Raw genomic sequence first — 13,123 nt, 5'->3', positions numbered from 1 at the left:
AAACCAGATAGCCGGAAGGGAGGATGCCATGTATGCCGCCATCCGTCAGGCCAAGGCGAAAAGCGGGAGCGCCGAAGAGCTGGCGCGCCGTATCAAGGAAGGCGCCGTTCCGATCATCAGCGACGTCGACGGCTTCCGCGCCTATTACGTCGTCTATGCCGGCGACGACACGGTCACGGCGATTTCGATCTTCGACAAGTTCGAGCAGGCGGAGGAGGCGAACCGGCGTGCGATCGCCTGGATCGAGAAGGATCTCGGCGCGCTGCTTGCAGGTGACGCGCGCGCCGCCGCGGGACCGGTGATCGTGCATACGCTGGCGTAGGGATTGGGTGCAGCCGCGCATTCAACTGTCATCGCCCGGCTTGACCGGGCGATCCAGTACTCCGAGACGGCAGGGATTGAACCGATAAGCCGCCGCGTACTGGATGCCCCGCCTTCGCGGGGCATGACAGCGGTGTGCTTTACAACTCCCTTGCATTCGAAAACGCAAACGAGCTCACCCGCCGCGTCGTCTCGTCCAGGATCAGCGTGCGCGTGATCGGCGGCTCGGCGCGCTGGGCGCAGTTTTCGCGCTCGCAGAGACGGCAGTTGACGCCGATCGGCGTGCCCTCCGTTTTCTCCAGATCGATGCCGGCAGCGTAGACGAGGCGCGCGGCGTGACGGATCTCGCAGCCGAGGCCGATGGCGAAGCGCGGCTGCGGCAGCGGGTGCGGCGCGACGGGGCGGCGCACCATCTGCGCGATCGAGAAATAGCGCGTGCCGTCGGAGAGCTCGATCACCTGCTTCAGCAGGCGGTCAGGCGTGTCGAAGGTCGAGTGCACGTTCCACAACGGACAAGTGCCGCCGAATTTCGAGAACGGGAACGTGCCCGATGAAAATCGCTTCGAGACGTTGCCGGCATTGTCGACACGAAGCAGGAAGAACGGGATGCCGCGCGCGTTCGGCCGCTGCAGGGTGGTGAGCCGATGGCAGACCTGCTCGAAACCGGAATTGAAGCGCTGCGCGAGCAGATGGATGTCGTAATTCAACGCTTCCGCCGCAGCCAGGAAAGCCGGGTAGGGCATCATCACGGCGGCCGCGAAATAGTTGCCGAGCGTGATGCGGAACAGGCGGCGCGGTGTGTCGTCGAGCGGGCCGGCGCGGCCGATGATGGTCTCCAGATGCTGCGCGCATTCAATGAGGCCGAGCTGGAAGGCGAGCTGGAACGCGCGACCGGGCGGATCGACCAGCTCGGAAATCAAGAGCTGGCGCCGGTGGCGGTCGAAGCGCCTCAGCGTCTCGCGCATCACATCCACCGGCATGATGCGGGTCTGGATCGAATGCTTTTCGCGCAGCCGTGTCGCCAGCGCCGCATAAAGCTCTTCGGCCGGCACGTTCAGCTCGTCGCGCAGAGTCTCCGCGGCCTGCTCGAGTTCCGGAAAGTAGTTGCGGTTGGCCTCGATCAGCTCGCGGACGCGCTCGACCGGATTGGCTTCATAGCGGGTGCCGACGTCGCGGTCGGCCATTTGTGCCGCGGCGAGCGTCTCGCCCTGGCGGGCCTCGGTATAGGCGGCATAGAGCCGTTGCAGCGCATGGGTGACGCCGGGGCAAAGCTCTGCGAGATCGCGCAATTCCTGCTTGGGAACGTCGATCTGGCGGAACAGCGGGTCGGAGAAGATCTCGTTGAGTTCGGCGAAGAAGCGATCCTCGTCGGCGCTCGCGAGGTCGCGCAGGTCGAGGTCGTAGGTTTCGGCCAGCCGCAGCAGGATCTGGGCGGTCACCGGACGCTGGTTACGCTCGATCAGATTGACATAGCTCGGCGAGATCCCGAGCCCCTCGGCGATCTGGGTCTGCGACAGCCCCAGTTGCTGCCGGATCCGCCGGAAGCGCGGGCCGACGAAGAGCTTCTTGCTGGAACCGGCGGGCATTCTCAGGTCTCCGGAGGGGCATCAAAGGGCAGGTTTACTGACCTAATTATTTACAAGATTTACAAAGTGACATCTAATACAAGTACCGATGTTACATGACATCACCATTCAAATACAAGCCTACTGTACGAGCTGAGCGTTCTCGCGTTTAGCTTCTGACACGCATCTCGCAATGCATTGTCAAGAATGTCGATGGCTGGTGGCCATCGTCAGCGAAAGGATCAGGCACATGAATTACCAGCCCCGCGGTATCAGCACCCTCCAGGCCCCCGCCTCGTACCAGAGTGAGGTCGAGGCGGCCCGGTCGCTTCTGGAGACCCAGCCGACCTGGAACGGGGTGTCGGCCGAGGCCGTCGCCCGCATGCGCCTGCAGAATCGCTTCAAGACCGGCCTGGATATCGCCCGCTACACCGCGGCGCTGATGCGAGCCGACATGGCCGCCTATGACGGCGATCCCACCAAGTACACGCAGTCGCTGGGCTGCTGGCACGGCTTCATCGCCCAGCAGAAGCTGATCTCGGTCAAGAAGCACTTTGGCAAGACCGATCGCACCTATTTGTACCTGTCCGGCTGGATGATCGCGGCGCTGCGCTCCGAGTTCGGCCCGCTGCCGGACCAGTCGATGCACGAGAAGACCTCGGTGCCGGCGCTGATCGAAGAGCTCTACACCTTCCTGCGTCAGGCCGACTCGCGCGAGCTGAACGATATCTTCCGCAACCTCGATAAGGCCCGCAAGGAAGGCGACAAGACCCGAGAGAAGGAGTTGATCGAGAAGATCGACAACTTCCAGACCCATGTCGTGCCTGTCATCGCCGACATCGACGCCGGCTTCGGCAATGCGGAGGCGACCTATCTACTCGCCAAGAAGATGATCGAGGCGGGTGCCTGCGCGCTCCAGATCGAGAACCAGGTTTCGGACGAGAAGCAGTGCGGCCACCAGGACGGCAAGGTCACTGTGCCGCACGAGGTGTTCCTGGCCAAGATCCGGGCCTGCCGCCACGCCTTCCTCGAACTCGGCGTCGAAGACGGCGTCGTCGTGACCCGCACCGACTCGCTCGGTGCCGGCCTGACCCAGCAGATCGCGGTCAGCCACAAGCCCGGCGACCTCGGCGACCAGTACAACAGCTTCCTGGATTGCGAGGAAGTGACGGCGGAGAACGCCCGCAACGGCGACGTCATCATCAACCGCAACGGCAAGATGATGCGTCCGAAGCGGCTGCCCTCCAATCTCTATCAGTTCCGCCCGGGCACCGGCGAAGACCGCTGCGTCCTCGACAGCATCACCTCGCTGCAGAACGGCGCCGACCTGCTCTGGATCGAAACCGAGAAGCCGCATATCGAGCAGATCGCCAAGATGGTCGACCGGATCCGCAAGGTGGTTCCGAACGCGAAGCTGGCCTATAACAACTCGCCCTCGTTCAACTGGACCCTCAACTTCCGTTGGCAGGTCTACGACGCGATGAAGGAAGCGGGCCAGGACGTCAGCAAGTACAATCGCGCCGAGCTGATGAAGGTGGAATACGACGATACGCCGCTGGCGAAGGAAGCCGACGAGCGCATCCGTACCTTCCAGGCGGATTCGGCCAAGCGTGCCGGCATCTTCCACCACCTGATCACGTTGCCGACCTATCACACGGCGGCGCTCTCGACCGACAATCTGGCGAAGGAATATTTCGGCGACCAGGGCATGCTCGGCTATGTCAAGAACGTCCAGCGCGCCGAGATCCGTCAGGGTATCGCCTGCGCCAAGCACCAGAACATGGCCGGCTCCGACATCGGCGACGACCACAAGGAATACTTCGCCGGCGAGGCTGCCCTGAAGGCGGGCGGTGCCCACAACACGATGAACCAGTTCGGCTAACGCATCACGCTAATCGACAGGAGACTGACAATGACCAACAGCAATTTCTGGGTGATCGGCGGCGAGTTCGGCTCGATGAACTTCCACAAGCTCGTGGAAGGCTCGGCCCAGGTGCAGGGTCCGTTCAAGACCCGCAAGGAGGCCGAGGACGCCTGGCGTTCGGTCTCGGAAGAGAACCGCCACAAGGCCGGCGTCCGCTTCTCGATCGTGGAAGAGCCGTCGCGGGTCTCGGCGTGACAATCTGAACTTACATGCCAATCTGAATAAGAAGACGTCCAAGGACGGAGGGTCCCATCCGGCGCAAGCCGGGTGGGATCGTCTGTTTTTGGCACAGGTGAATGGCCTGTGGGTACCGTAAGTAACTGGAATTGTAGGGCCTTTGCGGACACTTTGGTTGCTGATAGGTTAATCCGGCCCAGTGAGGACGAGGCCGCCAATGTCAGAGCCCGAGACCAGCGGGATCCATCCCAGCCAGCCGCGCCCGGTGCGGCTGCGCGATGCGCTGTTGCGGGCGCGGATCGAGGCCGCCGACCGGACTGGCGTCGTCGTCGATTTGCGCGATGCCGAGGTGGCGCGGCTCGAGATCCTCAACGATTCGCTCGATCCCCTGTTCGCGCAGGTGCCTGACAAGATCGACCTGTTCGACCGCGGCATTAGCCAGGGCGATACGCCCAGGCTCTGGATCGACGTCGTCGCGCACATCTCGATGGGACGCGACAAGCGGATGTACCGCTTCGTGCAGGACACTCGCTTCGGCCGCATCGTGCTCGCCGAATCGCACGACACCGCTGTGATCGTCGAGGCCGTCACGGACTATGTCGCCCGCCGCATGATCGAGCGCGAGCATGCGATGGTGGTCCCGCCCGAGCCGAAGCCCGAGGCCGCGCAGCCGCGGCGCCGCTCGCCCCTCTGGCCATTCGTGCTGGGGTTCGTGCTCGGCGCCGCCGCGCTGTTCGGGGTTGCCGTGCTCGCGGCCCTGCGGAGCTGGTGAGGCGTCGTCATTGCGAGGAGCCCGCGACAAAATTGCGAAGCAATTTTGCGCTGGCGACGAAGCAATCCAGGCTGCCTCTGCGGAGGGACTCTGGATTGCTTCGCTTCGCTCGCAATGACGGCGTGGGACTAGATCAATCTGACATGCTTGATCTGCCCGATCTGAAATCCAGCCCCCAGGCTCCGCACCGTCTGCTCGCAACGCCAGCCGGTGTTGTCCTTCTCGATCGCGAACAGATTGTAGGCCGCAGCCGGGGTGCGCCCGTGCGCGAGCGCGGAGGCCGAGGGCACGCCGATTGCGGGAATGTTGCCGTTGGGTCCCTCGAACCACATCGTCGAATGAATGTGGTCGTGCCCGTGCAGGATCAGCTCGACGCCGCGGCGTTTCAAAAGCGTCAGCAGCCCGGCGGAGTCGGTCATCCGCTTGTGGCGCGCGCCGGACTTCAGTGGATGATGCACCAGCAGCACGCGAAAGACGTCTTCAGTCGCGAGCCGTTCGAGCACCTCTTCGAGGGACGCGAGCTGATCGCGTCCGAGCGTGCCTGTCGCCATCAACGGCAAGGTGGGCACCGCCGTGGACAGGCTGATCAGCGCGAGCGGCCCGCGCCGGCGCAGGCTCGGAAAGCCGATACGGCCATCGTCACCCGCAAGATAGGGCGCGAAGGTTTCGCCGAAGCGATGAAAGGTGGCGCGGACATAGGCGTCGTGATTGCCGGGAATCGTGGTGACGCGGTCGGGCAGACCGACGCCGTCGAGCCAGGCGCGCGCAGGCGCGAACTCCGCCTCCAGCGCCAGATTGACGAGATCGCCTGTGACCGCGATGTGATCGGGACCTTGCGCCTTCAAATCGGCGACAAGTGCGTCGAGCACCTCGCGGCGCTGGTACTTGTGACGGTTGCGCGTCCAGTTGACATAGCCGAGCGCGCGCTTGCCGGCGAGCTCGATCAATCGCGGCTTCGGCAGCGGCGGCAGATGCGGGTCGGACAGATGGGCGAGCGTGAAGGGGGCCATGGGGGGCGATTGCCTCGCTATTCGCCCGTTGTAATGGCAAGGTCGCAGGCTACGTGCAAGCGGGGCATCAAGGGAGCCCGATGGGAGAACGTCTGAACGGCGTCCGACGGAGATTCGAGCCGCTGCTGCGGCGAATCTTCCACGCCTATTTTCTGCTGATCCGCGGCATGACGCTCGGTGTCCGCGCCGTGGTGCTGGATGCCGACACCAGGGTGTTCCTGGTCAGGCACAGCTACGTCACCGGCTGGTATCTGCCCGGCGGCGGCGTCGATCTCGGCGAGACCATGGAGCAAGCAATGCGCCGCGAGCTCAAGGAGGAGGGGGATATCGATCTCACCGGCGATGCCGTGCTGCACGGGATCTTCCTCAACAGCCACGTCTCCCGCCGCGACCACGTCGCGGTCTACGTCGTCAGGCAGTTCAAGCAGGATCGCCTGCCCGCGCCCAATCGCGAGATCGCCGAGTGCGGATTCTTCGCGGTCACCGCGCTGCCCGAGGGGACCACGCCCGGCACGCGGCTGCGGATCGCGGAAGTCCTGCACGACAGGCCGCGGATTGCGACGTGGCGATGATGGCTCCCTGTGCTAGTAAATCGCCGCACCTGCGGTGTCGGCGCATGGACGAGGGATGAAGATTGTCTGAATCGACGAGGTCATGGCCGTTTCGGGTCGCCGTGCTGGTGCCCTGCTACAATGAGGAAGCCGCCGTCGCGACGGTCGTCGCCGATTTCCGCAAGGCACTGCCTGCGGCCGAGGTCTTCGTGTACGACAACAACTCGACCGACCGCACCGCGGCGATCGCGCGCGAGGCCGGAGCGATCGTGCGCAGCGAACGGCGCCAGGGCAAGGGCCACGTCGTGCGCCGCATGTTCGCGGACATCGAGGCCGACATCTACGTGCTCGTCGATGGCGACGCGACCTACGACGCGCCGAGCGCGTCGCGCATGATCGACCAGCTCCTCGATGAGCATCTGGATATGGTTGTCGGTCTGCGCGTCGATCAATCGCAAGCGGCCTACCGGCGCGGTCATCGCATCGGCAACCGGCTCTTCACCGGTTTCCTGGCATCGACCTTCGGTCACGCCTTCAAGGACATCTTGTCCGGTTACCGCGTGTTCTCGCGCCGCTTCGTCAAATCCTTCCCGGTCCTGTCCGGCGGTTTCGAGATCGAGACCGAGTTCGCGGTCTATGCGCTGGAATTGTCGCTGCCGGTCGCGGAGGTCGAGACGCCCTATTACGCGCGCCCGGAAGGCTCCTTCTCCAAGCTCAATACCTGGCAGGACGGGTTGCGCATCTTCAACACGATGTTGAAGCTCAATCGGTCGGAGCGGCCGCTGCGCTTCTTTTCGGCGATCGGCATCGTCTTCGCGCTGCTGTCGATCGCTTTCGGATTGCCCGTGGTGATCACCTTCCTCGAGACCGGCCTGGTCCCGCGCCTGCCGACCGCCGTGCTCTCCATGGGGCTGATGATCATGGCGCTGCTTTCGGCTTCGTCGGGGCTCGTGCTCGACACCGTGACGCGCGGCCGGCGGGAAGTGAAGATGCTCGCCTACCTGTCCCAACCGCCGCTCGGGCGGACCTGAAATTGCCTCCGGAGCCGGGCGCAATCGTATGGACCGCTGCCCTCCAAGGTGATATCCCGCCGACGCGATGAACGATCTCTCCCTCACCATCCGGTCGGAAGCCGCCGGCGATGCTCAGGCCATCGAGCGGCTGCACGAACGCACCTTCGGACCCGGCCGCTTCGTGCTCAGCGCGTACCGCATCCGCGAGCATGTGGATCATGTGCTCGATCTCTCCTTCACCGCCCGCGTCGGTACGTTGCTGATCGGATCCGTCCGGCAATTGCCGATCTGCGTCGGCGACACGCCGGCACTGCTGCTCGGGCCCCTGACGGTCGAGCCTCCGTTCCGCAGCCGCGGCGTCGGCCGGCTGCTGCTCGAGCGCGCGCTGAAGGATGCGAAGGCGCAGGGCCATCGCCTGGTGCTGCTAGTCGGCGACGAGCCCTATTACAGCCGCGTCGGCTTCAAGCAGGTCGCCAAGGGACGCGTCACCATGCCGGGCCCAGTCGATTACAGCCGGCTCCTCGTCATCGAGCTGGTCGAAGGCGCGTTCGAAGGCGTATCGGGTCCGGTCGGTCCCGACTGGAGCAAGACGCGAACCTGACGCGCCATCGCTTCGAAGCTCACATGAAGGTAGGGCAGTGCCGGTCGATCAGCAATATTACCGGGAAGTGGCGTCCGGGAGCACGGCGGAAAAGCTGCTGATCGCGGCGCGCGACCGCATCTTTCAGGATTTCCTAGCCCGGATGCAGCCGTCTGCTTCGGACGAGATCCTGGATGTCGGCGTCTCCGACGTGATCAACGACGGCGCCAACGTGCTGGAACGAAGCTACCCGCATCAGCACAAGATCACGGCCTGCGGGCTTGGCGAAGGATTAGGGTTCAAGGCGGCTTTTCCACTTTGCCGTTACGTGCAGATCGAACCGAATACACGGCTGCCCTTTGACGACAATGCGTTCGATGTCGCGACGTCCAATGCCGTGCTCGAGCATGCCGGCAGCCATGGAAATCAGGTGCTCCTTGTCGAGGAGCTTTGCCGCGTCGCGCGGCGGGTGTTCATCACCGTGCCCAACAGGTTCTTTCCGGTCGAGCACCACACCGCCATCCCGCTGGCGCATTATCTCGACGGCACCTTCAGGATCGCCTGCAGGATCGCCGGCAAGTCGGAATGGACCGACGAGCAGAACCTGATCCTGATGACGCGAAAACGGCTGCTGGGGCTCGCCGCTCTGGTTGCCAAGTCGTCCAACTCTAAGTCCGCGGCCGTAGGCTACACCGGTTTGTCGCTCGGCCCGCTCTCGTCCAATCTCTATCTCGCATTCCGCTAAAGCAGCGCCGCCTCCCCTCGCATCATGATCCCGATGAACAAAATCCGCACCAGCAAAGCCGTTTTCGCCGTGTTGTTTCTCGCGGTGCTGGTCGGCCATTTCTGGACCATGATGCGATGGAGCGAGGCGCGCGGCGTCTATGACGACATCTGCTACCTCAGGCAGGCGCATCTGTTCCAGAGGTTCGGGCTGGTGGAGGGCTTCGACACCAACCTTGCCCGCGACGACGACGGCTATCAGAAAGCAAAGCTGAAGGAGATCGGCTACCCGGACTGGAACGATACGACCGCGGCGCCCTGTCACAATCTGATGCCGGCCACGGGGAAGGTCGTCGTTCAATACCCGCCGGGTGTCGGCCTCGTGTTGGCGTTGTTTCCGCCGGGTCACCAGGTCGTGCCCATGTACATGCTGGCGACCATTGTCGTCCTCGGCCTTGCGCTGTTTGCGCTGTCTCTCGCGCGCAGCATGAGGTCGGTCTTGATGGCCGGGGCGTTCGGCTGTCTTGCGATCTACCTGATGGTCAATCCGGTCAAGGCGAGCTATTCGATGGCCCCGACCGTCGTCGTGTGCGCGCTCGCAGGATGTCTCACGGCGCGATGGCTGGCGGGCCCGCGATCCCAACCGGGGATCTGGCTGCTGGCGCCAATCGGTTTCCTGCTCGGATTGACCGTCGATTTTCGGTTGGCCAATCTCTTCCTGGCGTCCGGCTATGGCGTGTTTCTCCTCGTCGCGTTCCTTGCGGAGCGGACGTTGTCCCGGTTCTTGCAGGGAGCCGTGTTCGGCGTCGCGTTGCTGGCCGGCGTGATCCCGACCATCGTCTCGTACGCCGTCAACGCCGGCAGTCCGTTCGCGTCGACCTACGGCAACAACCCCGATGTCAGGCCGCTCGATTTCTCGTTCGCGGTGGTCCGGGACTATCTCGCCGATCCGCTCCAGACCTTGCTGATCGTCATCGGAATTGCAGGCTCGATCTGGCTGTTGCGGCAGGCGAACGGCATTCGCCGCGTCGCGCAGCTCACGATAGCCAATCTGGCGCTCAACCTCGCCTTCTTCTTCACCTATCCGATCGCGACGCCATATTACACGATCCCGATTTCTCTCCTGACATTGTGGACCCTGCTGTTTGCCGTGCTGTTTCAGGAGGCGGCAGAGGACGCCCCTGAAGCAGCCGCCTTGGCCAACGCGCGATGAAGCCCGGCTAGCTATCGCGCTTTCGGCGTCGTTAAAGCGCCGCGGCTACTCCGTCATTGCGAGCGCAGCGAAGCAATCCAGAATCTTTCCGCAGAGGCAGCCTGGATTGCTTCGCTGCGCTCGCAATAACGGTATGTGTCGGGGCCCTGAGGTCCCCGACACGAGCAAGCCTAGAACTTGAAGTTCGCGAACGCCCGCACCCCGATGCCGGGCATCAACACCTCGTCCTTGGTGTAGGACACCGAGTTGCGGATGTTTTCGTTCAACAGATTGTTGCCGACGAGGCCGAGCAGCATCTCGCGCGCGCCGAATGCATTTGGGTGGAGCTTGGTCTTGTAGCTGACCTCGGCCTTCAAGAGGTTGTAACCCGATGTCGGCGTTTCCGCGATCACGGCGACGTTGTTCTGAGCGAAGGCGTGCAACAGATTGACGCGCATCAGCCAATTGTCGTCGCGCCAGAACACGCCGCCGCCCAGTCTCAGCGGCGGAATGCGCGGCACGTTGGTGCCGTCGGTGAAGGTGGCGCGGACCACATCGAACTGGTTCTCGAGGCCCCAGATGCCGCCCTGGAACGCACCGACGTCGAGCTGCGACTGGAATTCGCCGCCGCGGAAGTTCGCGTCGCGCTGCGAATAGACCGCCTGGTTCACCTCGGCGCCGGGCGTGCCGCACGAGGCAAAATCTTCGTCGCACATCACGCCGGTGAGACGGCGATAGATGAAGTTGTTGAAGTGCGTGTAGTAGACGGTCGCCTCGAACCGGAACGGCCCCGTCGCCCTGCGCAGGCCGACCTCGACGGACTTCGCGGTCTCGATGCCGAGGTTGGGGTTGCCGATGTCGAAGGTCGCGGTCGCATCATGCGCACCGCGCGAGAACAGCTCCGCCGCCTTCGGCGCGCGCTCGACATATTGCGCGGTGATGCTGCCGACCAGGCCGCCCGGCAGGTCCTGCAACACGCCGACGCTGCCGCTCTTCGGCGTGAAGGACGGATTGCGGCCTATACCCGCCTGCGGCGTGCCGTCGGGCAGGAAGTCCGCGGGAAAATCCGGCGTCGTGCCGTGCAGCTTGACATGCTCGATGCGCCCGGCGATCTGCGCCCGCGTCGCGTCCGTGAACTTGAACTCGTTGAAGGCGTAACCGGCGACGCGCGTGCTGTTGTTCGGGTCCCACAGGCCGTTGAACAGCGTGCCCGGATTGTCCGGGCTCGGTGCGCTCAATTCCTGATGGCCGACCTGGAAGCCCAACGCCGTCGTCACCTCGGCGAAGCGCGCGTTGAACGGCATCAGCTGCACCTCGGTGCGGATCTCCTGCTCCTTGTTGGTGAAGGTCTGCCGCACGCCGTCGCTATTGGGATTGGCAGGATCGGCAAGCCCGATCTCGTTGTGCCGGTAGTCGGTCGCGCCGGCCCAGAAGCGAACGACATCGATCGCCGCAGCGTCGGGATGGTACTCGCCCTTGACGTTGATCTTGGTCTGATGGCCGTCGATCCGCGTGTTGTGGTCGGCGCCGTCGATCCCGGGGATGTGGTAGAGCGCGTCGTTCTGCGTGATCGCCGCGCCGATATAGCCGCCTTGGAAAAAGTAGGAGCCGCCGATCGAGGCGCCGTCCGAGCGCGTCGCCGAGTTGGGCTGGCGTCCGTTGGCGACGGGCCGGGTCTGGTCGGTGAGGTACGGGTAGCTCGGGATGCTGTAGTCGGTGGTGTTGCGGCCGTAGACGTCGGCATGGAAGGCAAAATTGCCGCCGCCGGTGTCGAGCAGCACGCCGCTCTCGACGCCGCGGTCGACCGAGCTGAACGCGCTGCGCGTCTCGGCGGTGACGCAAGGCGACGTCGCGGCGCTCGCGAGCGGCGCCTTGGCCGGCAGGCCGAAACTCTGGAACGGCTGGGCACCGCAGTTCGGCAGCGCATCGGGAATCCGGTTGTTGGTGGCGCTGACGACGCCGCCGATCGAGGTCGAGCCGTAGCGCAGCGCAGCCGGTCCGCGCACCACCTCGACCTGGTTGGTCGCGAGCGGATCGATCGGGACGAAGTGGTCCTCGCCGAGATCGGAGGCGCCGCCGGCATTGGTGCCGTTCTCGACGATGCCGACGCGGTTGACGTCGAGCCCCCGGATGATCGGCCGGCTGGAGGCACCGGGCGCGAAGCTCGAGCCGGTGATGCCGGGCTTGGAGAACAGGAGATCGCCGAGCTGGCCGCCGCCCTCGCGGCGGATCTCTTCGTTCGGCACCACCGTGACGGTCGCGAACTGGTTGGTCACGATGGGCAGCACGCCCTGCCGAGGTGCGGCCGGCGCCGCGGCTGCCGGCGTGGCGTCCGCCGCGCGTTCGTGGCTGCGTGCCCGCGCGGTTCGCGTGGGTCGGCCCGGGTTGCGGGTCGGCACCACCGCCCTGCGCACGATGGGACTCGGGGCCGTCACGGTGACGGCGGGGATCTCGGTCGATGATTTATCCTCGGCCAGCGCCGAGGTGGCGGCGCCGAGCAGGAGCAGGCTTGCTCCACCAAGACGCTGCGCGCGCCGCGATTTGAATGACATGGTCCTGATTCCAGTCAGGCGCCGTCCGCAATGTTCGTCTGCTGATCGGAGGCGGCCTGCCGTCGCTGGGCGACGGAATTCGACTTCAACTGCTCCCGGGCACGCGCCGATTTGCGGCGAGTCCAGGCGTGATCAAGCGTTGTTGGAAGTCAGGACGCGGGAGGGGCGCGGGGCTGGAATGCCGTGCCGGCCGATTTCAAATGGACGAATTCGGCGTCGGTGGTGCGGTAGAGCAGGTCGATCGCCTGCGGCAACAACAACACAGGCGGCGCCGCGAACATGACGGTGCCGGCCATCGCGACCAATGCGCAGATCGCGCAATTGTCCTCGCCCGGCTGCTCCCGGTCGGGAGCCAACGGCGATTGCCTCTCGACCGCCGCGCGGTCGATCGAGGCAAGACCCTGGGCGCTGTCGGTCTGCTGAAGCGAGGACTGAGTGAGGGGAGCCGCCTGGGCGAACCAATGGCTGTGGCCGAACGTCAGCGCGAACTGCACCAGCATCGCGAAGATCGCGAGCCGGGCGCCCTGCCTGATATTCGACCGGAACCACTTCATCTGGAAAAGTCACCCCACATCGCCAGGTGCCAATCCCCTCGGCGTTCCGCGATGTTATAATGTAACATCGCCCGATCAGTCAGCGGATGTCAACCGCTGTCGAGCCGACCCGAGCGGGCCGGCTCCTCGCCGTGTCGTGCGGGCAACTGAAAGATCTAGGCTGAGGACCTAACGAACGGCTACGGGGAC

General features: G+C 64.5%; 13 protein-coding genes. 9 read left to right on the top strand and 4 right to left on the bottom strand.

All coding sequences use genetic code 11. The annotated features are described in order from the left end of the window. The first annotated feature begins 28 nt into the window (after positions 1-28). Positions 29-322 (top strand): antibiotic biosynthesis monooxygenase, encoded by a 294-nt coding sequence (locus tag IVA75_RS39655; RefSeq protein ID WP_007607017.1) that lies wholly within the window; start codon positions 29-31, stop codon positions 320-322. Positions 323-461: 139 nt separating this feature from the next. Here the strand turns inward: IVA75_RS39655 and IVA75_RS39650 are convergent, their stop codons facing one another. Then, a complete protein-coding gene (locus tag IVA75_RS39650; protein ID WP_027568549.1) occupies positions 462-1,907 on the bottom strand; it encodes a short-chain fatty acyl-CoA regulator family protein in 1,446 nt (481 codons plus the stop codon). 229 nt (positions 1,908-2,136) lie between these two features. Here IVA75_RS39650 and IVA75_RS39645 point away from each other — a divergent pair, with 229 nt between their 5' ends. The 3 genes from IVA75_RS39645 (at position 2,137) to IVA75_RS39635 (ending at position 4,759) form a co-directional block, all read left to right on the top strand. Continuing rightward, the gene (locus tag IVA75_RS39645) at positions 2,137-3,768 is read left to right on the top strand and encodes an isocitrate lyase (protein ID WP_247291313.1); all 1,632 of its coding nucleotides are present in this window, start codon (positions 2,137-2,139) and stop codon (positions 3,766-3,768) included. A gap of 30 nt (positions 3,769-3,798) precedes the next feature. Then, the gene (locus IVA75_RS39640) at positions 3,799-4,005 is read left to right on the top strand and encodes a hypothetical protein (protein ID WP_007595122.1); all 207 of its coding nucleotides are present in this window, start codon (positions 3,799-3,801) and stop codon (positions 4,003-4,005) included. 199 nt (positions 4,006-4,204) lie between these two features. After that, positions 4,205-4,759, top strand: coding sequence for a hypothetical protein (locus IVA75_RS39635; protein WP_247291311.1), 555 nt, complete (start codon positions 4,205-4,207; stop codon positions 4,757-4,759). A gap of 128 nt (positions 4,760-4,887) precedes the next feature. Here IVA75_RS39635 and IVA75_RS39630 read toward each other — a convergent pair whose 3' ends face one another. After that, the gene (locus IVA75_RS39630; protein ID WP_247291309.1) at positions 4,888-5,769 is read right to left on the bottom strand and encodes a metallophosphoesterase; all 882 of its coding nucleotides are present in this window, start codon (positions 5,767-5,769) and stop codon (positions 4,888-4,890) included. A gap of 80 nt (positions 5,770-5,849) precedes the next feature. On the opposite strand from IVA75_RS39630, the gene IVA75_RS39625 reads away from it, so the two are divergent. From IVA75_RS39625 to IVA75_RS39605, 5 genes are all read left to right on the top strand, one after another. Further along, on the top strand, positions 5,850-6,341 hold the full coding sequence (locus tag IVA75_RS39625) for an NUDIX domain-containing protein (RefSeq protein WP_247291307.1): 492 nt from the start codon (positions 5,850-5,852) through the stop codon (positions 6,339-6,341). 62 nt (positions 6,342-6,403) lie between these two features. Then, complete coding sequence (locus IVA75_RS39620) at positions 6,404-7,351, top strand: glycosyltransferase family 2 protein (RefSeq protein WP_247291305.1); 948 nt, start codon at positions 6,404-6,406, stop codon at positions 7,349-7,351. A gap of 67 nt (positions 7,352-7,418) precedes the next feature. Next, positions 7,419-7,934 (top strand): N-acetyltransferase, encoded by a 516-nt coding sequence (locus IVA75_RS39615; RefSeq protein WP_247291302.1) that lies wholly within the window; start codon positions 7,419-7,421, stop codon positions 7,932-7,934. Positions 7,935-7,971: 37 nt separating this feature from the next. Further along, positions 7,972-8,658 carry a methyltransferase domain-containing protein gene (locus IVA75_RS39610; protein ID WP_247291300.1) on the top strand — a complete coding sequence of 229 codons (687 nt, stop codon included), beginning with the start codon at positions 7,972-7,974 and terminating at the stop codon, positions 8,656-8,658. Between the two features lie 33 nt (positions 8,659-8,691). Beyond that, complete coding sequence (locus IVA75_RS39605) at positions 8,692-9,849, top strand: hypothetical protein (RefSeq protein ID WP_247291298.1); 1,158 nt, start codon at positions 8,692-8,694, stop codon at positions 9,847-9,849. 170 nt (positions 9,850-10,019) lie between these two features. Here IVA75_RS39605 and IVA75_RS39600 read toward each other — a convergent pair whose 3' ends face one another. Both IVA75_RS39600 and IVA75_RS39595 read right to left on the bottom strand, forming a co-directional pair. Further along, the gene (locus IVA75_RS39600; RefSeq protein ID WP_247291296.1) at positions 10,020-12,380 is read right to left on the bottom strand and encodes a TonB-dependent receptor; all 2,361 of its coding nucleotides are present in this window, start codon (positions 12,378-12,380) and stop codon (positions 10,020-10,022) included. A 149-nt stretch (positions 12,381-12,529) separates the two neighbouring features. Next, complete coding sequence (locus IVA75_RS39595) at positions 12,530-12,934, bottom strand: DUF2946 domain-containing protein (RefSeq protein WP_247291284.1); 405 nt, start codon at positions 12,932-12,934, stop codon at positions 12,530-12,532. Between the last annotated feature and the right edge of the window lie 189 nt (positions 12,935-13,123).

Source organism: Bradyrhizobium sp. 134 (assembly GCF_023074155.1).
Taxonomy (GTDB): domain Bacteria; phylum Pseudomonadota; class Alphaproteobacteria; order Rhizobiales; family Xanthobacteraceae; genus Bradyrhizobium.
This window is presented reverse-complemented; position numbering and strand designations above follow the sequence as displayed.

Bases quoted from the DNA above. Each gene is read 5' to 3' on its own strand.
- IVA75_RS39635 (WP_247291311.1), top strand. From the start codon at position 4,205: ATGTCAGAGCCCGAGACCAGCGGGATCCATCCCAGCCAGCCGCGCCCG.
- IVA75_RS39655 (WP_007607017.1), top strand. From the start codon at position 29: ATGTATGCCGCCATCCGTCAGGCCAAGGCGAAAAGCGGGAGCGCCGAA.
- IVA75_RS39600 (WP_247291296.1), bottom strand. From the start codon at position 12,380: ATGTCATTCAAATCGCGGCGCGCGCAGCGTCTTGGTGGAGCAAGCCTG.
- IVA75_RS39615 (WP_247291302.1), top strand. From the start codon at position 7,419: ATGAACGATCTCTCCCTCACCATCCGGTCGGAAGCCGCCGGCGATGCT.
- IVA75_RS39625 (WP_247291307.1), top strand. From the start codon at position 5,850: ATGGGAGAACGTCTGAACGGCGTCCGACGGAGATTCGAGCCGCTGCTG.
- IVA75_RS39645 (WP_247291313.1), top strand. From the start codon at position 2,137: ATGAATTACCAGCCCCGCGGTATCAGCACCCTCCAGGCCCCCGCCTCG.
- IVA75_RS39595 (WP_247291284.1), bottom strand. From the start codon at position 12,934: ATGAAGTGGTTCCGGTCGAATATCAGGCAGGGCGCCCGGCTCGCGATC.
- IVA75_RS39640 (WP_007595122.1), top strand. From the start codon at position 3,799: ATGACCAACAGCAATTTCTGGGTGATCGGCGGCGAGTTCGGCTCGATG.
- IVA75_RS39630 (WP_247291309.1), bottom strand. From the start codon at position 5,769: ATGGCCCCCTTCACGCTCGCCCATCTGTCCGACCCGCATCTGCCGCCG.
- IVA75_RS39605 (WP_247291298.1), top strand. From the start codon at position 8,692: ATGAACAAAATCCGCACCAGCAAAGCCGTTTTCGCCGTGTTGTTTCTC.
- IVA75_RS39650 (WP_027568549.1), bottom strand. From the start codon at position 1,907: ATGCCCGCCGGTTCCAGCAAGAAGCTCTTCGTCGGCCCGCGCTTCCGG.